We start from the raw sequence: 22,934 nt of genomic DNA on the forward strand, positions 1-22,934 counted from the left end.
TTATGGAAGATCAGATAAATTTTGAGTCCAGAATAGATTTCACGGATTTAAACGAGAAGATCACCCGGATACGGGAACGGATGGGTAAGGTGATTATCGGTCAAAAGGAAGTGGCCGATTTGTTGCTGACGGCGATGCTGGCTGATGGACATATCTTGATCGAGGGTGTTCCGGGGATTGCCAAGACGTTGATGGCAAAGGTTATGGCCCGGATGCTGGATGTTACTTTTAACCGGATTCAGTTTACGCCGGACTTGATGCCGAGTGATATTTTGGGGACCTCTGTTTTTCTTCCGGCAGCTGGACGTTTTGAATATCGGAAAGGACCTATTTTCTCGAATATCGTGTTGGTGGACGAGATCAACCGGGCTCCGGCAAAGACACAGGCGGCTTTGTTTGAAGTGATGGAGGAAAGGCAAATCACGAATGACGGGGTGGAATACCGGATGGATTATCCTTTCGTGGTGGTGGGGACGCAGAACCCGATAGAACATGAAGGTACTTATCGTTTGCCCGAGGCTCAGCTGGACCGTTTCCTATTTAAGATTAACGTGACTTATCCTTCCGTGGCGGAAGAGATCGAGGTGCTTGAGTTGCATGATCACGGGGCTATCGCTCGCTGGCAGGAGCTGGAACCCGTGTTGAGCGTGGAGGCGTTGAAGAAGTTGAGGGCGCAGGTTGCTCAAGTACGTGTGGACCCGAAAATAAAATCTTTTATCGTGAATATCGTGGATGCTACTCGTAAAAGCGGTTGGCTTTACTTGGGTGCGTCTCCCCGTGCGTCGATCGCTTTAATGAACGGGGCTAAGGCTTTCGCGGCTATTCAAGGACGGGATTTTGTCGTTCCGGACGATGTTTTGTATTTGGTAAATCCGGTATTGCGACACCGGGTGCAGCTTTCTTCCGAGAAGGAGTTGGAAGGCGTGACTGTTGATCAGGTAGTGCAACAGATAGTGTCTAAAATAGAAGTTCCAAGATAGTGCGAATACTTAAAGATACATATTTATCCCGCCGTTTTTTCCTGATATTGATGTTGGGAATATTCGCTTTCGTGATGGCTTACGTTTTCCCGTTACTTTTTATCTGGGTTGCGGGGACTTTGCTGACTGTACTGTTGCTGTTATTCGTGGAGTTATTCGAATTGTACAAGCGAGTGGATGGGATTGATGCCTTACGGGTGGTGGCGGATAAATTGTCTAACGGGGAAGAAAATCCGGTTTGCCTAGTACTAAGAAATCGTTATCCGGTGAGTACTTGTCTTCGCGTGATTGACGAGATCCCGGTGGAATTCCAGAACCGGAATGTCTTGTTCCGGTTGAAGGTGAATGCCGGAGAACAGCGGGAGATCCATTACACGTTACGTCCTACAAAACGAGGTTCTTATAATTTCGGGAAGATTCTGGTATTCGTGTCCGTGCGTTTTGGGTTGGTCGAAAGGCGTTATTCTTTTCGTGCGGATCAGGATGTGGCTGTTTATCCCTCGTTTATGATGATGCACCGTTACGAGTTGATGGCTTACGGGAATTACCATCCGGAGAATGGAGGCATCCGTACTCGGGCTCTCGGGGGAAACATGGCCTTCGAACAGATTAAGCCTTACGTGACGGGCGATGATCCCCGCACTGTAAACTGGAAGGCCACGGCGAAATATAATCATTTGATGGTGAATACCTACACAGAAGAGCGGTCTCAACAGATTTATTGTCTGGTGGATAAGGGACGCACGATGCAATCGCCTTTTAATAATATGACGATGCTGGATCATGCGATAAATACGGTCTTAACTTTGTCGAATATTATATTGAAAAAAGGGGATCGGGCCGGGTTGATCACGTTCTCGAATAATTCTCGGAATTGCGTGAAGGCCGATAGCCGGGTGGGCCAGTTAAATCGGATAAGTGAGGCTTTGTATCGTTTGGAAACACATTATCAAGAGACTGATTTCGAGAAATTATACGTGTCGGTGAATCGACAAATCCCGACCCGGAGTTTACTGATTTTGTTTACCAATTTTGATACTGTATCTGGATTACGACGTCATTTGCCTGCATTACAGCGCTTGGCGGCACGGCATCTCGTGTTGGTCATTTTATTCGAGAACTCCGAATTAAACAAGGCTTTGGAGCGTCCCGTACACAATCTAAAGGATGCATATTTCGAAACCATTGCGGCGGGATTTGCCACGGAGAAACGACAGATGGTTCGGGAATTAAGTCAATTGGGAATCCGGGTGATTCTTTCCAAGCCGGAATCTCTGACGGTGAATAGTATCAATAGTTATTTAAACTTGAAAGAGCGAAAGTTGATTTAAAAACATTCGCTCTTTTGAGTAACTTCTTTTCGTTATGCTTGTGTTTCGGGCTTGTTTTATTCGACTATTGGGAAATATGGTAATTGATCACTAGGTGGTTGCCATTTATATGGCATGACCCTTGTTTTATCGTTATACATTCTCGGTTTGTCAATATTTACAAAACCAAAACCGTTTCCGAACGAAACAGAGAAAGCGACACCCGTGTCTGCCCAAAAGAAAACGCATGCGGCATATCCTCTATGCATGTATTCAAATTCGGGGTCATGGCGCAAATAAACGGCATAAAATACTCTTCCTTTGTGTTCCCGTAACATCCATGCCGCTGAAATGGAATCGTTTTGACCTACAATCACTCTTTTGATGACGGGTGTTTTTTTGTCTCGGTAATACCCCGGTCCAAACCGCATGACAACTTTTTTTGTTTTTTTGATCAAGTACTCGTTTCGCTTTTTTTCATTCATTTCATCTAAATTTCTTACCTTTTGTGCGTAAGATGCGATGTTGGAAATCATCAGTATTAAAATGACATATAATGGCGTCTTCATAATAGGGGCTTGTGTTTCGGGCTTGTTTTATTCGACTATTGGGAAATATGGTAATTGATCACTAGGTGGTTGCCATTTATATGGCATGACCCTTGTTTTATCGTTATACATTCTCGGTTTGTCAATATTTACAAAACCAAAACCGTTTCCGAACGAAACAGAGAAAGCGACACCCGTGTCTGCCCAAAAGAAAACGCATGCGGCATATCCTCTATGCATGTATTCAAATTCGGGGTCATGGCGCAAATAAACGGCATAAAATACTCTTCCTTTGTGTTCCCGTAACATCCATGCCGCTGAAATGGAATCGTTTTGACCTACAATCACTCTTTTGATGACGGGTGTTTTTTTGTCTCGGTAATACCCCGGTCCAAACCGCATGACAACTTTTTTTGTTTTTTTGATCAAGTACTCGTTTCGCTTTTTTTCATTCATTTCATCTAAATTTCTTACCTTTTGTGCGTAAGATGCGATGTCGGAAATCATCAGTATTAAAATGACATGTAATATTGTCTTCATAGTGGTATATTTAAATGGGTTATTTTGTCGTTCGTCTTTGAGGACCGTATTCCCACACCTTCAAGGGATTGTTCGGATCATTCTCTGGGTCACCGGATTTTATATTGTTGGTATAATCATATACTAGTCCGGGGAGTTCCTGATTGGGAGATTTGTCCGTGGAAGAAGGGCCAACGTCTGTACGAAATCCCGCTTTAGCCCATGTTAATGGATAATGCGTGTGCATCAGCCCTACTGCGAGAGGAATGGAGCGATTGGGGTTATTCCAGTCGGAAAGGTCCACGTAATCACGTTCATATATGGTCATGCTGCCGGCCACACCTGCTTCGATTAGGTAAACTTCCGCTCCCGGAGCCACTTCTTTGCAACTGTACGTCCCGTCCGGATTTAATAATATGAATGCACCATATTCCCTAACAGCGTGAGTGGCTTGATTTTCTTTTGCAAAGCTTACTCCTTTGTCCCACAATTCTTTCAATTTATTCAATACAACCGGTTCGTTTTTAAAATTATCAATACTAGGCCATAATTCGGTTACAGAGATGGGTGTGGAGTAATAATATACTTGACCGGGTAGTTGGCAAATTGCCCGAATTAACCACTCTCCGGGATTGAATGATGTCCTTGTAATAATGCAATGTCCACTGGTAACCATGCCTTCTTGAAAATATCTCCAATTATCAGCATCGTTTACTTTTGTCATTTGAATAACGATCGCGTCTACTTCATTACGTTTTTCTCCTGATATATGCACGGTAATCGTGTACGGTTCGAGTAATTCGTATTCTTGTTTGTCGATAGTTACTTGTAGTTCTACCTCCGGGCATATACATTGGGATAATGGTTTGTTGCATTTTGGGCAGTAATTTTCTTCTTTTTTTTCCTCTGTTGGCCAATGTCCATGTGCTCCTCGATACTCCTCGGGAGAAAGTCCCTCTGCTTGGGGTTCCCACAGGTATAAAACCTCTACTTCATATACAAAATCTAATTTAGAAAACTCGTCCATAACATCATCATAAAATCGGATAGCAGTAATTTCCCGGGCTATAGCATCTGCATTATTTTTGACGAAAGCGTCAATTGAAGCATTATTACCCGGGTAGTTATAAGTAACATCTGGATGATTTATAGTGGCTTGCCAAAGTCCCTTATGTAGAGTTGTTAAGAGTTCTGATCTTCGATATTGTGCAGATTCAAGTATGGATCCATTGAGCATATATTGGTAAGTCACCCATGCATCTGCAGGAAAAACGGTGGGTCCACAAGAGGATGATGCCCGTGAATTTGCCTTCGAGTAATCGATATGATTATTACGAAACGCTTTTAATTCTTGATTTACTACCATTTTCTTATTTTCCCAAAAGGAATGACAGCGAGTGGCAAAAAATGACCTTACGAATTCAGGACGTTGCTCTTGGTCTTTTGTGATAATCATGGACGCATTCCCGGCACGTGATTCGGCGGTGTCTACAGGAAAAAATGCTACATGTGTGATTTCGTTCTGATTGATGATGGGGAGAACGATGAAATTTCCATACTTTGGAGAAAAGACACCCATGGATTCGTTTGGTGCTGGAGTTCCTGTTTTTTGCGCTGCATTCCATGTTTTTTCCCATTCTGGATTTGAGTGGATAAATTCAATGAATGCTTTGCCTGTTGGGGTAAGATTGTTTTTATCCGAGTCTACTGATATGTCATCATTATTTTCAATACAAGAATGAAGTATTAGGAAAATCACGAATACTCTTAAAATCTTTATGGCTTTCATGGTATCTATTTTAAGAAATAATACACCTTCCTAAAGATAAGAAGTATTTTTGTATTTTCAAATTGTTAATATAAATAATAAATTTTATTTTAATTTACTTAGAAATGTTTTTAATAGATACGTGTTGATCATTCAATAATCAAGATTTGTATTGAAATTTTACGGTAAGGATCTATTTTTATTTGTTTGAATAAAGCAGGTAAAAAATTATATAGTATGCTGAAAAATAATATCAGTCTTTTTTATTTTCTTCTTCACTAAGGATTTTGGGATTCTGGAACGTCTTGTTTGTCGTGTGCTTGTCCAGCGTTAGTAACAATGACGGTAGAAGTATCAGGTTAGATAGCATGGCTGCCAATAACGTGATGGAGACCAAAATACCCAATGCAACCGTACCACCGAAATCGGAAAGGGCAAAGATACCGAATCCGAAGAACAGGATGATAGCATTGTAGATCATACTTTGTCCTGTTTCTTGTAGGGCCAGTACGGCAGAAGATCGTATGCTCCAGTTTGTTCCCTGTAACTCTTGACGGTATTTAGCGAGATAATGGATCGTTCCATCAACGGAAATACCGAAGGCGATGCTGAATACCAGAATCGTGGATGCTTTGATCGGGATACCGAAGTATCCCATGATGGCAGCCGTGATGATCTGTGGTATGATATTGGGAATTAAGGCAACTAGTACCATGCGCTTACTCTTGAACATCCAAGCCATAAAGAAAGCGATGAGAACAATAGCTAATGCGAGTGAGGTAAAGAGATTAAATACAAGATATTGAGTCCCTTTAAAGAAAATAATACTTGAACCGGTAACTTTCACCGTGTAGCGGTCATTCGGAAAGTATTGTTCAACGATATTGTATAACTTGTCTTCCTTTTCCTGCATTTTCTTGGTCCCGATGTCTTTTACTCGGAAACTGAGGCGCACCCGTTGGAGGGTGGAGTCAACGAAAGAGTTTGCTTGTCCGCCAATCTCTCCCGTGGATTGGGAGGCATATTTCAAGATGAAATTTTTCGTCATGTTTGTCGGGAGCTTGTAATAAGAGGGTTTCCCGTTATAGAACGCCTGATTGGCAAATTTAATGACTTCGATAAGGGAAATAGGTTTGGAAATATCTTCGTCTTTTGATAATTCTTCAGAAAGTTTATCCAGTTTTTGGAGGTTGGGTAAGTTCAGCACTTGCTTGGGTTTTCCGAAGTCAACGGTTACCTCTAGGGGCATTAACCCATCAAAGTTCTCTTCAAAGAAACTCAGGTCTTGTCGAATCGGGTCTGTTTCTTTCAAGTCATCTACCATGTAACCTGTGGATTTCATGAGGGTAAGTCCGATAATTCCAAGGATGACGACGGAAATGGCAACTCCGTACACGACATTCCGACGATTTAAGATAAGTTGAATGACACGCTCCAGCGTTCCGGTCACCGTTTTATTGTGCAAGTGTTTAATTTGTTTGCTATCCGGCTCCGGCATGAAACTGAATCCGCAAGGAATCATGACCAAACACACAAGGTACACGAATGTGATACCGATGGAAGCGGTTATTCCAAATTCCACGAGGATTTGACTAGAGGTCACGATGAAAGTTGCAAAACCGGCAGCCGTGGTCAAGTTGCTTAGGAATGAGGCGTTTCCGATCTTTTGAATCATGCGTTGCAAGGCCTTGATTTTATTCCCGTGACGATCGTATTCCGCGTGAAATTTGTTGATCATGAATACCAAGTTCGGAATACATATCACGATCAACAGGGGTGGTAGCATGGCGGTGAGTAGCGTGATTTTAATGCCTAGCATGGCCATAACACCGACTGTCCAACTGACACAAATCAGCACGATCAACAAACAAAAACCGATGATGCGGAAGGAACGGAAAAACAGGTAGAGGATGAATGTCGTGATCAATAATGACAGGATGATGAACATGTACATCTCTCCCTTGATGTTTTCCGCGTTGACCACCCGGATGTAGGGAAGTCCCGAATAGTGCATCTGGAGGTTATGTTTTTCCGAGAAATGTTCGGTAATCTCTAAAATATCTTTTACTAATCCTACCCGTGCAGGAGAGTTCATCACATCAGCTGAGACGGAAACCATCATTCCATAGATGTCTTTCTTTTTGTTGAACAGCGTTCCGTCGTAGAATGGAAGATTCTCAATGATGTTCACCAAGCTATCCAGTTCCCGTTGATCCTTGATATGATTGGGAAAGATGGGTTGGATGTCAAATTTTTTATTCAGCGTGTCCTTGTGAAGATTGAATGAATGGGTAATATCCACGAGAGCCACGATGCCATGAAGAGCTTTCAGGCTATCGCACATGCTGATCCAGTCATTCATTTTGTCGAGCTGGTAAAAGTCTTTGTCCTGTATGGCAAAGACCATCACGTTTCCTTCCTGCCCGAATTTCTCGTGAAAATCGAGGTAGTCAAGGTATGCGCTATCCGTGGCTGGTAACAGGTTCGAATATTCGTATGACATTTCCACTTTAGGGATTTGAAATCCCATGAAAACGGTAATAAGCAAGACCCCAATAATAAAGGCCACCCGGTTACGAAGAAGAATCCCTGCAATCTTAATCCACATGATATTTTTTTATTTGCGCATTTGTTGGCAAAAGTAGGATAAAAGTGCTTAATCTTTTAAGAGTTTCGGATTTTTTTTATGGCGATTAGCATCTCTTGCCGTTTTTTTGGCAAAATTATTGTTTACTGCCTCGTTCAAATCAACTCCTGTTTGGTTTGCCAAGCATACTAATACCCAAAGAACATCACTCAACTCTTCTGCCAAATTATCCTTCTCTCCTTCCTTGTACGACTGTTCGCCATATTTTCGAGCCATCACCCGGGCTAGTTCTCCGACCTCTTCCACGAGGATGGTCATGTTCGTCAATTCGTTAAAATATCTTACCCCATGGGTCTTGATCCATGCATCTACTGCGGTTTGTAATTCTGCGATATCCATTGTTACCAAGTTAAAAGTTAAAAGAATACTATAACTATGAAAAAGAAACACCATAGGTGATGCTTCGGTGTCGCTGTGCGCAAAATTATGGATTTTCGCTATAAAACAAGCGTTTTCTTATATTTTTCAGAGTTTTTGAATGAAAAAGCCGTGTATCAAAGAGAGAAAACAATTCTAGAAAATATTGTACTTTCGTGTAATTGTGATACTTTTGTAATTGTAATCGCTTTATAAACCCATCCTCATGAATTTAATAGCCACTTTATAGCAAAATGAAAACAAATTCTGAGTTAATCACATTATGCAGCAATTGTACTGCTTTAGAACAGGGAATTTACAAGCAGACCGCAAAGGAATTGGATGATGCCATAAAAAATAATATCCAAGACATCGAGACTTTGGATTACATCGCTGATAGGTTGTTCGACACGATGCTTGGATTATCCGGTAAGGGAGAGTGCATCTATCTTAAATTTATAAAATACCTTGAAACATTTGACCCTATCGCCGCCCAAAGAAGAAAAGATGATTATGAGGACTCGTTGGACTACAAAGTACATATTGCTTATGCCGCTGCTCGTTTAGCCAAAGAATTACACAAAGGTCAAGTAGATAAGGCTGGGAAAGACTATTTTGAAGGACATCTTTCCTATGTAGGAGGTCACGGATTTTCATGGAAAGAAAAAACGGTGGGGTTCCTTCATGATGCAGCCGAAGACACGGATTACTCTGTCAAGGAAATAATCCGCATGCTTAAAAAAGTTATGGTCAATTGGAAGAACGATTATAATGATGACTGGATTTATGATTTCACAGATATTATAATCTCTTTTCCTAATGATAAGCATCACAAGTTGACTAAAGCAGAATGGGATGAAATAGAAGAAGCATTGAATCTGATAAACTCTCATACAGCTGCTAGCCGAGAAGTCTATATTGAGCGTTTTAGAGGACATCAATTGGCAATTAATGTAAAACTCAACGATTTACGCAATAATATGGATATTTCTCGTCTTCCCTATCCTACAGAGAAAGACTTGAAAAGAGTGGAAAGATATAAAAAAGAATATGACGCATTATTGCAAATGCTGCAAGAGTTTCAGTATGATATTAAAATGTAATAGTTTGAAAAAGGTTATAACGGTACAACCTTTTTGTAGAGCAGAAAACTCTAACAAAATTTGCAAGAAAGGCAAATAAACATTAATATGGCTGCCAAGAATGAACCATACCGTCCGCAAATTGATGCCGTCCTGCATCGTATTAATTTGATAGTGGAACAAGACTGGAGTTTTGAGTCGCCTGATGTGTTTAACCGACAAGTCAGTGTAAATGAACTTGCCAGGCTCTCTGCCATGTCTGTGCGTAATCTCCATATTGTTTTCAAGGCATATACCGGGGAACACTTGCATCAATATATTAATCGTCTCCGTTTGGAGCGTGCGGTCGGGATGCTCCAATCCGGTTATTATACTAATGAGCGGATAGCGGGATATATCGGTTTTGCTAACGTGACGGCGTTCTATAATGCTTTCAAGAAGTATTTCGGAGTGACTCCTGCCCGAGCCAAGAGGGGAACATTGGCTTTTGGTGCAACACCTGCTGTCTTGATGCATGCGTTCAATCTTGCCTATTCTATTAGGGAAATTCATGAAAAACCGCTTTTATTTCTTTCTCATATCGGAGATTACAAATTTACCAACACCTCCGCTTTTGAGACTACAACATGGGATGCTTTGTATGAATATGCCAATTGCCATAATCTGTTGCCGGAAGAGGAAGAGTATTGGGGAATTTGTTATGATGACACCGGTATCACCCAGCCTGATAAATGTCGTTTTTATGCTTGTATGACTGTCAATACGCCTGTTGAATCCCGGTTGAAAAGCCGCATAAAGAGCATGATTCTTCCCCGACAGCTTTATGCTGTATTCTGTCATAAAGGGAGCTATACCCTGTTGGACACATTCTATGATGCCATACTTAAAAACCTTCCCCAAGAATATTTATTAGGGGAAGGTTTTATTCTTGAACGTTATCTGAATAGTCCGGCGGTTGCTCCTGAAGAGGAATTGTTAACGGAGGTGTGGCTACCGATTGTTACCCGGTAGTTTTACATAGTTAGGTCTGTAATAGTGATATCTACGTAATATGCATTCTTCCCATATCTTGTTCTTATATTCATATAGGTCCACTGGATTTTGTATTTCCCGTTTCTCCTTTATTGCATCGGACTTTTTGTTACAAAAAGGCAAGCGATGAACACATGATTCAATTTTGATATTCTCATGATCATGAACATGTAACATGGGAAAGTTATGTTGGTATTCTTCACTAACTGCATAAAAACCTCCTAATAATTCATCTGCACATTTATGAGATCCGGTTATTACTTTTGCTTCTTTTTCCTTTTCTTTCTTCAATATACTACGTATCCAGATTCTACCACTATAAGCTATGAATTTACCTTTCCCCCAGTATACAAATTTGCTTCCAAAAGAAATATAAAGCCCATTCATGTGGAAAAAACATTTACCAGCTTCTTCTATATCATCTATTTTAAAGAAATAAAATTTTACTTCAAGAAAATCATAACGTACCCCATCCTTTTCAATATGAAAATCTTGAAACAGCATTTTTGCGAGATTTTCAAAAGAGACATCTAAGTGCTCCATAATTTACCAGACCTTCCATCCGTTTTATATCGTCTAGCTCAAGTAATGATTTTAAAAAGCTCTTGTGTGCTGTTTGGGGATCTGGGATACAACAGAAATGGTGCCTGTCATCAAATAGTCGGTCTAGCAATGAGCTTGTGTCCGGAAGCTATTCAGATAATCTATAGTCCTCTCGATATATTTGCAAGGCTGTAAATCTTTTTAGAATCTAACATAATGCCTTGATCTTTCAAAGAGGCTATAATAGAATCTACGATTTTTTCTTAATCAACAAAATATTTATGTACTACCCTCTCCAACGAACAATTATAAAAAGCACCCTTGATTTCATCCCAATTTTTATCAGGCATTTCAAAACCTAGATGTTTCTCTATTGCCTTTTTTAATTCTTCTTCCGATAAAGGATGTTGTAACATATCCTCTACTTCTTGCATTCCTTCGACACTCTCTCCCATGGTTTCGCACTATAGGTTTTCCCCCCATTTTTCCACTCTGAATCGCAATTGTAACGATTTCTAACATAAGCACAATAACACGCTTCTTCTTTAATTTCTCCGTTTTTATCTACGGCTATTCCCTGTCTTATTGTCCATTTAATATCCTTAATATCAACATCCTTTTCTTGATTTTCATTTGCTACTAATTGTAGGGAAATAGGTTGCCCTATTATATTCATTATTCCTTTACACAATTCACACAAGCATCTCAACGGTCCGGCTATAACTTCTGCTTCCTTCCCTTCTTCTCGCTTTAAAATGCTGCGAATTAAAATCCCACCACCGAAAACATTGACATCCTTACCCTTTTCGTGTTTCTTCTTGCTCTTAAATGCAATATCAAGCCCGCTTAGGTGGAAAAACCACTCTCCGGCTTCTGTATTTCGTGGATAAGTTGTAGTATCCGGATGATTGTCACTGAAAAAATAGAATTCTATCTCCAGAAAATCATAACACACCCCACCCTTTTCAATATGGAAATCTTGAAACAGCATTTTTGCAATTTCTTTAAAACGTTCTTTTGCATCTTTCACATTCTCCATTTGGAGCAATTCTTGTAATTCTTTTATTTTTTCCATATCTTTTAATTTTTAATACAATAAAGTAAGAGAAAAATTTCATGCCTTCCAAGAGGATTAGGGCTTGGACTGTTTGGTTTCCTGTCCTTTTATATTCTCAGGTTCAGCCTGATTAAACCCTCTGAATCCTTTAGGATTGTTTTCTTGAAACTGTTTTCTCATTTCTTTCAATGACAATTTCTTTTGCGACAATGTTTGGCAAGGTTGTGATTCAATCTTCCTTATCACCTCTAATTGTTTTTCTGTGAGTATAGTTTTTTGCGTGTTTAAGTATTGATTTTCTCTTTTATTTTCTCCTTTTTGGTGCGTCATTCGTTTAGGCAAGAAAGGTCTCGATTCATTCAAAAAACCTCCTACCATTTTGATATAGTCAAACATAATATCCAAGATGTGGACAAGGCGATTTTCTAAGAGTAAAATCTGCCGTTTCCGCAACCAATCGGCAATATAATTTTTCACCTCAATCGAATCAACCTCATTACCAAAACCGATGACCTCGTTCCAGCAAGTACAGAAAGCATCATTGATTTCTTTCCAGGTCTCTTCCGGAAGCTCAAAATCAATGCGGTTATACACCGCTCGTTTTACTCTTTGAGGATCAATAACCATAGCTTTATTTTTAATCAGTTACACACATTCCAAGACACACAATTCAAGCCTCCTCCCCGGCGGAGTAATGGTTTTATTCCTCCCACCCGGCAAATGGAAGCATCTGGGAAAAGGTTGTGTAACTGCTCATACGCCATGTCATTTTCTGGATCGTCCAATTTGGGCATCAGAACGACTTTGCCTACCTGCAAATAATTGATATATGCCCAGTTGTACGAGGAAGGCTTTTGCAAAGGATAACTCAATTCTGTCACATCATATTTGTGCGATAATGTTTTCACCAACTCTTTTGCAAATTCAGGAGCAAAATCACCATAATTTGTCAATAGGACCCGCCCGTCACCAAGATAACGCACCATTCCGTCCACATGTCCGTAACGCTCGTGGTGGTCCCATGGAATGATGATTACTTCTGCTCCGAAAACCCGCTCCAATTCATCCATTACCTTTGCTTTGCTCCATTGCCGGTTTTCAAGGAACACCTTGTTCGTCATGATAACTGAATCGTCACATTTGATGACATTGCCTCCGTCCAAGACAATATCCGTCTTGACGACTTTGCTGTCCGGAAAGCACAATCTCTCAAGACAAGCAACTCCGTCTGTCCGATAGTCAGGAGAAGTGTGCAGATAGTCGGGATTGTAAACGTACTGTACATAAGAGTTGCGTGTTACTTGTATCGGCATAAAATCCCTCACCCAATAGTCTTGTGTCCCCTCCAACAATCCATAGGGAACTCTTGCTTGTTCCAATGTCATCCGGATATCTTGCCAACATTTCAATTTGGTCAGCCAGGTGGAGAAATACACCTTGTTTGTTTCTTGATCTGTCACCATATCGTTTTTCCTCTAACGTTTGATGTGACAAAAGTAGGTTCCTAATCCCAATTTCAGGGTACTCAAAAGTGCAAATTCTTAAAATAAAAAGCTTTTACAACTATTTCTAAGCTCGTCAATAATGCAAAAATATCGATAATATAGTTTTAATCATCATGGATATTCGTTTTGTAACTTGTTGTTTGTCAGGTTTGGAAATACGAAATAATGCTATGATTACCAACTTTTATCTACAACCATCACAATTTATTCTTCGAGTCAATTATAATGGTAACTGGCCCATCATTCAGCAACTCCACTTGCATATTTGCCCCGAATTGTCCGGTTTGAACTTCTTTGTGAAGTTCTTGGCTTAGGGTTGCGACAAATTTTTCATATAGCGGGATAGAGATGGCGGGAGGGGCGGCATCAATATATGAGGGACGGTTGCCTTTTTTGGTTCGAGCCATGAGGGTAAATTGACTGACAGCGAGAATTTCACCACCTGATTCCAAGATTGATTTGTTCATAACTCCATTCTCGTCATCGAATATACGGAGATTAACAATTTTGGAGGCTAGCCAGTTGATGTCTTCATCCGTGTCATCGGCTTGGATTCCTACTAATACGAGCATCCCTTTACTTATTGAAGAAAACAATTGTTGCTCGATGGTAACACTGGCACGTGTAACTCGTTGAATAACTACTTTCATTTTGAACTTAGTCTTAAAATTTAGAGTGAAATATATGAATTTTATTCATATACTCCACTCCAAACTCTAAATTTTAAATCTACATTCTAGATTATTTTTTTCTAGCGTATAGTTCTTTGATTGCGTCGGCCAATCTCTTAACGCCTTCGATGTTCATTTCCTCGCTCATGTAAGAGAAATTGATACGCATGGTGTTTTTACCTCCACCGTTAACGAAGAACACGGTTCCGAGTACGAATGCCACGTTCTTTTCGATAGCGATTTGGAATAATTCCTCTGCATCATATCCTTCCGGTAGTGTCAAGAACAAGAACAAACCACCTTCCGGGCGAGTCCAAGTAACACCTTCCGGCATGTATTTCTCGAAAGCGCCTAACATGGCTTCCAGTTTACTACGATACATATCAACGATTTTCTTCACGTTGGCATCGAAATAGTTTTTCTGGAAGAATTTAACCGTGATTTTCTGTAAGAACGCAGAGGTACAAAGGTCTGTACTTTGTTTTGCTTTCACGAAGTTGTCGATCACCATCGGATGAGCAAGAACCCAGCCCATGCGGAATCCCGGCATGAAGATTTTAGAGAAAGTTCCTAACGTGATCACGTTACCTTCTCCATTATCCAAGTCGTACAACATACGTTGCGGCTTTCCGGAGAAACGTAGTTCACGGTAAGGGCTATCCTCAACAACCATGATCTCGTATTTCTTGGCAATATTCAGAATTTCGATTCTTCTGGCTTCCGGCATGGTCATACCTGCGGGGTTTTGGAAGTCCGGAATTAAATAGATGAATTTCGGTTTTTCCCCTTTAGCCTTCATTTCAGCCAAAGTCTTTTCCAATTCCACGGCACTCATACCTTGTTCGTCCTGTGGAATACCAACACCTACACCACCGTAAGAGTTGAACGCACCGAGGGCTCCAAGATAAGAAGGTAACTCGCAAATATATTTGTCTCCACGGTTCAAGAAAATCTTACCCACAGTGTCCAAACCTTGTTGAGAAGAAGTGATGATCGTGATATTTTCTTTTGTAACATAGCTCAAGCCTTGATCCCGGTAGCGTTGAGCAAGGATTTCCAATAATTCAGGAACTCCCTCGGTTGAACCGTACTGGCAAGCAGCAGCTCCATCCGTGGCGATTACTTCCGCGCAAATTTCTTGTAATTGTTCTAACGGGAAAGATTCTTTAGCAGGAAGACCCCCGGCGAAAGAAATAATTTCCGGCTTTTGAGTTAATTTCAACAACTCTCTGATAGCAGAGCGCTTCATCCCTTTGGCGCTGTCTGATAGAATTTCTTTGTAGTCGCTAACCATGTTTATTCTTATTTAAAGTGAATATACGCTGTTAAGTATTTGTGTTGCGAAGTTAATAATAAGTTTTTGAAATAAAATTTTTCATATCAGTTTTTTATTAAAATCGATTGCGGTACTTTCATTTTGTATGTTTTCGAGCTTTTTTAGTAATAATTTGATGTTTGAGGCCCGGCACGGGTAGCGTGTGACCGTCTGATGAATGTTAAAAGTCGCTTTATGAACCGGATAGGAATGAAATTTTAATTCATTCTGTTCATATTTCGGAGTTTTTGCGTAAGTTTGTGGTAAAACTTATTTGTGGTGAGTTTAGATAGACAAAAAGAAGAGGAGTATTTTAAGCGGTTGCAACAAGGAGACATACGTTCCTTTGAATATTTTTTCAAGGAGTATACCGACTTGTTGTATGCTTATGCCTTGGGTTTCGTGAAAGAACGGGAACCTGCGGAAGATATTATTCAAGATACATTTGTCTATTTTTGGAATAATCGGGAGCGGATTCGGTACACGGGATCCGTGTATGCTTATTTGCAAACGTCTGTCCGGAATGCTTGTATTAACTACCGGGAGCATGAGAAGGTCGAGCATCGTTATGAACAGGAGATCCTCCATACCGAAGAAGAGGCATTCGATTGGCAAGAGGTGGAATCCGTCAAGGAAATGCGACAGAAACTATTGGACGCGATTGACCGTTTGCCGGAAAAATGCCGACAGATTTTCATGATGAGTTGCGTTGATGGTTTGAAATACCGGGAGATCGCGTCACGAATGGATATTTCCGAGAATACGGTGAAAACACAAATAAAATTGGCATACAAGAAATTGCGGGAGGATATAAATATTTCCGGGGAAGAATTATCGATATTTATCATCTTGTTGTTACTTTAGAAAAAGGCCGGGCTTCTCTTGGTGTTAGGCTATGTTCACTTGTGATTCCCTTGATTGTTTCCTGATAGTTCATTTAGACCACGGAGCATTCAACATGCATACATCCTGCATTCACCTTCGATTAAATTGATTTTTGATAGGCATATACTTGCAGTTCGGGTATGTCGTGTTGTATATTGGCTAACTGGAAAGGTATACGTGTTTGACTGTATAGGTATACGCGGCCTATGACGAGGTAATAATGAAGTGGTAGCAACAATAAGCTCGTGGAATTTGAATGAAGTAGGTTTTAATGTTAAAAAGGTGATTTTTTTAATTTCTGTTTCACCCTTTTTTCATTTCATCCTGCTTTTAAGATGTAATAGGGATAAATAATGGAAAAAGAGAAGCAAAATAATCAGGAACAATGGCTGAAAGCATTTGTTGATCGGGAGGAAGATTTCGATTACGAGGCTTTTTGTGAAATGATGCGTTCCCCTGATAATGAAGATTTGCGGGAAGAATTCGAGCGTGTACGACGATTGACAGTCCTTGAGGCTGATAAAGCAAAAATGTGGAAACAGGTGCAATCTCGGATGAATAAGAATTCTCGTTATCGAGTGAAACGATATTTAAAATATGCAGCTATTATTGTTGCGTTCGTTTTAGCCGGGGGGACATGGTGGATGGTGAAGGAGAATCCTGAAGAGATTATTTCTGTCGAATTATCGGAAACTTCCATGCTTTCACCGGGAACTCCGAAAGCTTATATCTTGTTTTCTAGTGGACAGCGTATGGACTTAACTACAACAGAACATGACACGATGATTATGGAGAAAGGTATGCAGGTTCGAGTAGGTTCTTCAGGAAAAATTTCTTATATTCCGGGTGATTCGGGTAGCATACTAAAGCAAGAAATTGTGTATAACACCATTGTTGTTCCTAGAGGGGGAGAATATAAGTTGGAGTTAGCTGATGGGACGCTTGTGTGGTTAAACTCGGATTCGGAACTACGTTATCCTGTAAAATTTGCTGGAAGTCAGCGTGACGTTTGGTTGAAAGGTGAAGGTTATTTTGAGGTAAGTAAGAATCCGGAAAAACCTTTTCGAGTGGTCGTGGATGATATGATAGTCAAGGTGCTAGGAACTTCTTTTAATATTAATGCCTATAAAGATCGAGGTAATATTCTGACAACATTGGTATCTGGGAAAGTCGATATTCAAGATATGTCGGGGAAAAGTCTAGTTGTGATGAGCCCGAATCAACAGGTCGATTTTCGGCATGGGAAAATTAGTAGCGTGCAAGAGGTGGATATTACGAGATTCGTGTCATGGATTGATGGTAAATTTTATTTTAATGATATGACGTTGGAAAATATCATGTCACAGTTACAGCGGTGGTATGATATAGAAGTATTTTTTGTCGATGAGGAGTTGAAATCTTACCCCTTCACGGGAGTGATTCGGCGTGATTTTACGGCAGGACAGATATTCGAAATCATAGAAAAAACAACACGGGTGAAGTTCAATGTTCGAGGTAAATGTGTAACAGTAAATCATAAATAAAGAAAAACCGGTATTTGTTACAGCAAATACCGGAATAGTTAAAATCAAATTTTCTAACCAGCTATTACAGTAGCTTGTTAGAATAAAGTTTAATCTCTAATTACAAAAGTATGAAAAAAAATCGAGAGATGTATCGTGGGCTATTTTTAGCTCCCCGGTCAAAATTATTTTTAGTTATGAAATTAACATTTTTCTTTTTAGTCATAGGATTGTTGGAAGTACATGCTTCTGCAATAGGCCAAGTAAAAGTTGTAAACTTGGACGTGAAAGATATGACGTTAAGGCATGTTTTTGACGAGTTAAAAAGGCAAACTGATTTGGATTTCTTTTTTAGCAATCGAGAATTGGATATGAACAGCAAGGTGACCATACAAGTTCAAAAAACGGATTTAATGGAAGTGTTGTCGCGACTTCTTGGTCGGGAATATCAATTCGAGCTTCTTGAGGGTATGGTGATCATTAAACCGGTATTTGCGAGAGATTCGGTACAAGTAAAATCTATCACGTTGCGAGGGTTCGTGCAGGATGAGAAAAATCAACCCATGCCGGGTGTGACAATCCAATTGGCAGGAACGGCTGTCGGAACGGCTACGGATGCGCATGGTAAATTTGCCGTGAAAATTCCTATGTTGAAAGGAAAATTAGAATTTTCTTTCGTGGGTTACAAAAAACAAATTGTTGAATTCACGGAGAAAACGGCAAAGGACACGATTCGGGTTACCCTGCAAGAGGAAGTCGTGGGTGTCGATGAAGTCGTTGTACGGGCCTATGGTACTCAAAATCGGAAAGAAGTCGTGAGTGCCATATCTTCAATCAAGGCCGAGGACATGAAGGAACTTCCAACAGCTAACTTGATGAACATGTTGCAAGGGCGTGTTGCGGGATTAAATATCATTAACCAGTCGGGAGCGCCGGGAAGTGCTTCGGTTGTAGCGATTCGGGGATTCAACTCCTTGTTAACGGATGGGGCGAGTGACGGTTCCCCTTTGTACGTGGTTGATGGTGTGCCCATGCATTCTTTTGTATCCCCGGTGACGGGAACGAACACGATGGCTGACATAGACCCGTCGATGATCGAATCGGTTGAAGTGCTGAAAGATGCCTCTGCCGCATCCATTTACGGTTCCCGTGCGGGTAACGGGGTAATCTTAATTACCACGAAAAAGGGACGTGTGGGAGAAACTAAATTCTCGGCGAACGTCTCTTATACTGCTTCTCGATTAATGGCTTCTCCCCTGCAAACAGGAGGGCGCTTAGAGAGGTGGTGGGAAATTCAAAATATGCGTCACTATTCGGCTCCGGGCAATGATAATACGATTCCCGGCTTAGTTTATCCCATGTCACATTCCGAGGCGTATAAAAAATTCGGGGAGTATGATAAATTCTGGGGTAACGGACATGGAAAAGTCAACGTGATTGATTATTTGCAGGATAGCTTGAACCCCTTCTTTAATAACCAAACGAATTGGTGGGATTACGCTTTTCGAAAAGGAGAGATTACCAATGCTAATCTTCAGGCAAGTGGTGGTTCAAAACGTTTTACCTACATGATGGGTGCCGGTTGGTTTGCGGAAACGGGGATTATGAACTCAAGTTCATATCAACGTATCAACGTGATGGCTAACTTGTCTGCGACACCGAGTGAAAAGCTACGTATGGATATGCAGTTGTATGGTGCGTACGTGGATCGTAGTAGGAATACCCGTCATGCGCTAAATCACAATCGTTTCGAACACATGACCGTGCAGCCAACCAAACAGAGTACACTTTATCCAGCCTCGCGAGAGGGAGTAGATGCTTGGTTGGATGATATGAACAAGACTGTTGACAAGAGTGATGACTTGCGTGGGATGGGAAGCATTTACTTGGAATACAAATTATTCAAAGGATTGACCTTTTCGGCTAAAGGAAGTGTCGATTATTCACAGGGAAATAGGAACACGTTTACTCCAAGCGATTTGGATAAGATTAACCACGAGAATAAATCAGAAGGCAATATCATGCGTTCTATCGCTATGTCAAATGAAGAGTTGTTACGCTACAAATTGACTTTAAATGAACAACACAATTTCGAGTTGTTGTTGGGATTCAACGTGGAAAGAAACCAAACTTACACGATTGGTGGTTGGGGTAAAGGAGGAGCCAGTGACTACGTGTATTACTACAATCCGGATTTGAGTGTGGATGTGAGAGATTATGGTATGTTGGTAGAGGACTGGCGAGCCACTCGTTCGTATAGTTCTTCTTTCACGGAAAAGGCGATGGTCAGCTATTTCGGTCGTTTCAGTTACAACTGGAAACAACGCTATTTGATGGAATTCACCTTCCGTCGTGACGGGTCGTCTACTTTCGGGGAGGCTAACAAGTGGGCGAACTTCCCTTCGCTTGGATTAGGTTGGGCATTCTCGCAAGAAAGCTTTATGAAATGGGCTAACTTCTTGGATTGGGGAAAACTACGTGCCAGTTACGGGACTTCAGGACAAGTGTTTAACGATCCTTACATGGCTCATGGTTTGATGCGTGTTGTTAAGGGACCTTTCCAAGGCGAAAGTGGAATTACGGCAGGTTCGGCCATTAGTCCGGATTTAACTTGGGAAAAATCGGAGCAATACAATATCGGGTTGGATTTGGATATGTTGAATTATCGTTTGAAAGTCAAGTTGGACTATTACTATAAATTGACCTCGTCCTTGATTTACAGCGTTCCACTTCCGGAAACTATTTTGTTGGTGAACAAGCGTACGGAAAATGCAATGGAAGTATCGAACGAGGGAATAGAGTTAGAATTAGAAGCAGATATTTTGCGAGAAGGCCCTATAAGCTGGCGAATGAAATTCAATGCTTCACGAAACTGGAATCGCTTTGAAAAATCATACAGCAAAAGAGATGAAGGCGGTATGGTCATCGGGCGTCCTTTATTCGGGATATACGTGTACGATGCTGAAGGATTCTACAACTCAGAAGATGAAGTGCCGGTCTATTATGATATTTGGGGGAATAAGAAATATTTTGGAGGCGTCTCTTGTGCTTCACCGATGAGTGGTAAGGTTGGAACCTACAAGATTAAAGATTTGAATGGTGACAACATGATTAATGGTAGTGATATGTACTATGCCGGAACACCGCAACCGAAAGCGCATGGGGGATGGGTTAACGAGATCCGTTGGAAAAACTTCGATTTGAGTATGTTGTTCAACTACGAGTTGGGGCGTAAGATGATCAATGCCCGGGAGTATACCATATCTACCGGTCCTAAGTTCGTGGATATTGCCAATTTGTCTTATTGGGAAAAGCCGGGTGATCATGCAAAATTGGCTCGTATGGGTACGGCAACAGACGTGATGATGGATAGTAATATCGAGAACGTGCATGCGATCAGTTTGAAGCAGATTACTTTGGGATGTGATTTGCCTGCCAAATGGGCTAAAAAAATCAGTCTGAAAGGAGCTCGTATGTTCTTTACGGTAGAAAACTTGTTCTATTTGAGTAATTATTCGGGGGCGAATCCGGAAGTGATTGACGTGTACAAGGGAGTGGACTTTGGTATCGAGTACCCGTTACCTCGTAAGATGACGGTTGGTTTAACTTTAAATTTCTAAGTGATGAGGAGCATATATATTTGTATATTAAGCATGGTTTTGTTATTCGGGTGTGCGGATGTGATCAACGTGGAACCGGAGAACGATACAACCTTTACCAATTATTTTAAGACAACGAAAGATGCGGAGGCTTTGTTGACTTCCCTGCAGTTGGATATACGAAGCATGATGTGCGAGACAGGAGAACAAAACCCGCATTTATTTGCAGGAGAGATGATCGATTCAGCCGTGAGTAGGTACATTAGCGGGCCTCGTACATTGGATTACACGTATTACGTGAATAAATCATGGGAGAAATTTTACAGGGTGATCAATTCGGCTGATTTGATTTTGGACAACCTGCATCGTTTCCCCTTGACCGAAGAGGAGTTGAAACCTTGGGAATTACAGGCTTGTTTTGCTAAAGGTGTGGCTTACTTCCTTTTAGCACAACGTTGGGGTGAGGTTCCTATCACGAAAGGTACGACCTATTTTGGTAAACTTGCGAGAAGTTCCGTGCATGATGTATTAGAAGAAGCGACTAAATGGGCGTTAAAAGCCTTGGAATTGCCTGTTTATGAGGAGTTGGTAGATGATGAGGGGAAGAGCCGGACAACCAAACAATATGGAAGTAAAGGAGCGGCTGCGGCCTTGTTGGCTCATCTTTACGCATGGCGGGCCACGATCGAGGAACAACCGGAATATTTGGTTGAAGCCGAAAGATACTGCACGATGATCATTGAGAATCAAGCGGGGAATTATGCCTTGGCAGCTTCACCGGAAGCCGTTTGCACAGAAGTCATGAAACGTGGCAGTCGCGAATCGATCTGGGAAGTTCACAGAACATTGGAGGATGATGCGATTGACTCTTATTCTTCCGCGTATGCCTCGGAAGTTTACGTGGGCATTCCTACCTATTATACCAATATCAATCAATACTACAACTTGATGCTTTTCAAAAGTCATGTACGGGAAATGTTCGATCCGGAAGACCGACGTCGAGAGGCTTATTTTTGGGGAGTTGAAGCGGATTCTTTATTCACGGTACAGACTGCCGATAAGATATTGAAATGCGTGTTATCGTATGGTACGAATGATCACGTGGTAGGGAAATTTAGAATAAAAGAACGTAAAGAAACGTACATAAATAAATTCCGTTATGGTATCATCGAGACCGATCCGTATTGGGGAACACAGCGTTATCTCGGGATGGATATGAATAAAGTCATTTGGCGATTGGCAGATATCATGTTGCTTCGGGCAGAGTGTCGCGCTCGTCAGAATAACCCGGATGCGGTAATCGATTTGAACGAGATTCGGAAAAGGGCGTATGGGAACGATGAACACAAGTATACGGCTGCGGAAGGCGATTTACAATTGGCTATCTTCAGAGAAAGGGAAAAAGAGTTGTTATTTGAAGATCACCGTTTTTATGATATTCGGCGTAACGGCATTGACTACGTGCGGAGAGAGCTACCGGAAGCTTTCGGGAAACTGACAGATCAAGATATTAAGGATGGAGCTCTATATATGGATATAGCCCTTAAAGCGATGACAAATAACGATTTAATGCGTCATAATGTGTATTGGAATAAATTCTTACAAAAATAAAGA

General features: G+C 41.0%; 20 protein-coding genes. 8 read left to right on the forward strand and 12 right to left on the reverse strand.

Going from position 1 to position 22,934, the window contains the following annotated elements; all coding sequences use genetic code 11:
* The first annotated feature begins 2 nt into the window (after positions 1-2).
* A complete protein-coding gene (locus QVC79_RS00310) occupies positions 3-980 on the forward strand; it encodes an AAA family ATPase (RefSeq protein WP_270594741.1) in 978 nt (325 codons plus the stop codon).
* The gene (locus tag QVC79_RS00315) at positions 980-2,311 is read left to right on the forward strand and encodes a DUF58 domain-containing protein (RefSeq protein ID WP_270594742.1); all 1,332 of its coding nucleotides are present in this window, start codon (positions 980-982) and stop codon (positions 2,309-2,311) included. Before QVC79_RS00310 ends, QVC79_RS00315 begins: the two co-directional genes overlap by 1 nt.
* A 56-nt stretch (positions 2,312-2,367) precedes the next feature.
* Here QVC79_RS00315 and QVC79_RS00320 read toward each other — a convergent pair whose 3' ends face one another.
* From QVC79_RS00320 to QVC79_RS00340, 5 genes are all read right to left on the reverse strand, one after another.
* The gene (locus QVC79_RS00320) at positions 2,368-2,859 is read right to left on the reverse strand and encodes a hypothetical protein (RefSeq protein WP_270594744.1); all 492 of its coding nucleotides are present in this window, start codon (positions 2,857-2,859) and stop codon (positions 2,368-2,370) included.
* Between the two features lie 27 nt (positions 2,860-2,886).
* On the reverse strand, positions 2,887-3,378 hold the full coding sequence (locus QVC79_RS00325) for a hypothetical protein (protein WP_287642416.1): 492 nt from the start codon (positions 3,376-3,378) through the stop codon (positions 2,887-2,889).
* Positions 3,379-3,397: 19 nt separating this feature from the next.
* Positions 3,398-5,146 (reverse strand): hypothetical protein, encoded by a 1,749-nt coding sequence (locus QVC79_RS00330; protein WP_270595647.1) that lies wholly within the window; start codon positions 5,144-5,146, stop codon positions 3,398-3,400.
* 232 nt (positions 5,147-5,378) lie between these two features.
* On the reverse strand, positions 5,379-7,733 hold the full coding sequence (locus tag QVC79_RS00335) for an efflux RND transporter permease subunit (protein WP_124315549.1): 2,355 nt from the start codon (positions 7,731-7,733) through the stop codon (positions 5,379-5,381).
* A gap of 48 nt (positions 7,734-7,781) precedes the next feature.
* Positions 7,782-8,111 carry a nucleotide pyrophosphohydrolase gene (locus QVC79_RS00340; protein ID WP_087419165.1) on the reverse strand — a complete coding sequence of 110 codons (330 nt, stop codon included), beginning with the start codon at positions 8,109-8,111 and terminating at the stop codon, positions 7,782-7,784.
* Positions 8,112-8,383: 272 nt separating this feature from the next.
* Here QVC79_RS00340 and QVC79_RS00345 point away from each other — a divergent pair, with 272 nt between their 5' ends.
* Both QVC79_RS00345 and QVC79_RS00350 read left to right on the forward strand, forming a co-directional pair.
* Complete coding sequence (locus QVC79_RS00345; RefSeq protein ID WP_124315548.1) at positions 8,384-9,232, forward strand: hypothetical protein; 849 nt, start codon at positions 8,384-8,386, stop codon at positions 9,230-9,232.
* Between the two features lie 87 nt (positions 9,233-9,319).
* Entirely contained in the window at positions 9,320-10,222 is a 903-nt protein-coding gene (locus QVC79_RS00350; RefSeq protein ID WP_124315547.1) for an AraC family transcriptional regulator, read from the forward strand.
* Here the strand turns inward: QVC79_RS00350 and QVC79_RS00355 are convergent.
* The 7 genes from QVC79_RS00355 to QVC79_RS00385 form a co-directional block, all read right to left on the reverse strand.
* Positions 10,202-10,786 (reverse strand): hypothetical protein, encoded by a 585-nt coding sequence (locus QVC79_RS00355; RefSeq protein WP_124315546.1) that lies wholly within the window; start codon positions 10,784-10,786, stop codon positions 10,202-10,204. The two genes, QVC79_RS00350 and QVC79_RS00355, sit on opposite strands and share 21 nt — an antisense overlap.
* 263 nt (positions 10,787-11,049) lie before the next feature.
* Positions 11,050-11,220 (reverse strand): hypothetical protein, encoded by a 171-nt coding sequence (locus tag QVC79_RS00360; protein WP_164719528.1) that lies wholly within the window; start codon positions 11,218-11,220, stop codon positions 11,050-11,052.
* Complete coding sequence (locus tag QVC79_RS00365) at positions 11,208-11,861, reverse strand: hypothetical protein (protein ID WP_124315545.1); 654 nt, start codon at positions 11,859-11,861, stop codon at positions 11,208-11,210. Before QVC79_RS00365 ends, QVC79_RS00360 begins: the two co-directional genes overlap by 13 nt.
* Positions 11,862-11,918: 57 nt before the next feature.
* Positions 11,919-12,470, reverse strand: a complete 552-nt coding sequence (locus QVC79_RS00370; RefSeq protein ID WP_124315544.1) for a hypothetical protein — start codon at positions 12,468-12,470, stop codon at positions 11,919-11,921.
* A gap of 14 nt (positions 12,471-12,484) precedes the next feature.
* Positions 12,485-13,306, reverse strand: a complete 822-nt coding sequence (locus QVC79_RS00375; RefSeq protein WP_124315543.1) for an agmatine deiminase family protein — start codon at positions 13,304-13,306, stop codon at positions 12,485-12,487.
* Between the two features lie 239 nt (positions 13,307-13,545).
* Complete coding sequence (gene dtd, locus QVC79_RS00380) at positions 13,546-13,998, reverse strand: D-aminoacyl-tRNA deacylase (RefSeq protein ID WP_124315542.1); 453 nt, start codon at positions 13,996-13,998, stop codon at positions 13,546-13,548.
* Between the two features lie 91 nt (positions 13,999-14,089).
* On the reverse strand, positions 14,090-15,313 hold the full coding sequence (locus QVC79_RS00385) for an aminotransferase-like domain-containing protein (RefSeq protein ID WP_124315541.1): 1,224 nt from the start codon (positions 15,311-15,313) through the stop codon (positions 14,090-14,092).
* Positions 15,314-15,613: 300 nt separating this feature from the next.
* On the opposite strand from QVC79_RS00385, the gene QVC79_RS00390 reads away from it, so the two are divergent.
* The 4 genes from QVC79_RS00390 to QVC79_RS00405 all read left to right on the forward strand — a co-directional run bounded on the left by QVC79_RS00390 (position 15,614) and on the right by QVC79_RS00405 (position 22,931).
* Positions 15,614-16,198, forward strand: a complete 585-nt coding sequence (locus QVC79_RS00390) for an RNA polymerase sigma-70 factor (RefSeq protein WP_164719527.1) — start codon at positions 15,614-15,616, stop codon at positions 16,196-16,198.
* A 374-nt stretch (positions 16,199-16,572) separates the two neighbouring features.
* Positions 16,573-17,742, forward strand: a complete 1,170-nt coding sequence (locus tag QVC79_RS00395) for a FecR family protein (protein ID WP_124315539.1) — start codon at positions 16,573-16,575, stop codon at positions 17,740-17,742.
* A 176-nt stretch (positions 17,743-17,918) separates the two neighbouring features.
* Positions 17,919-21,341, forward strand: coding sequence for a SusC/RagA family TonB-linked outer membrane protein (locus QVC79_RS00400; RefSeq protein WP_229782937.1), 3,423 nt, complete (start codon positions 17,919-17,921; stop codon positions 21,339-21,341).
* Positions 21,342-21,344: 3 nt separating this feature from the next.
* Positions 21,345-22,931, forward strand: coding sequence for a RagB/SusD family nutrient uptake outer membrane protein (locus QVC79_RS00405; protein ID WP_124315538.1), 1,587 nt, complete (start codon positions 21,345-21,347; stop codon positions 22,929-22,931).
* The last annotated feature ends 3 nt before the right edge of the window (positions 22,932-22,934 follow it).

This window comes from Butyricimonas sp., from assembly GCF_019423355.1.
Classification (GTDB): Bacteria; Bacteroidota; Bacteroidia; order Bacteroidales; family Marinifilaceae; genus Butyricimonas; species Butyricimonas faecihominis.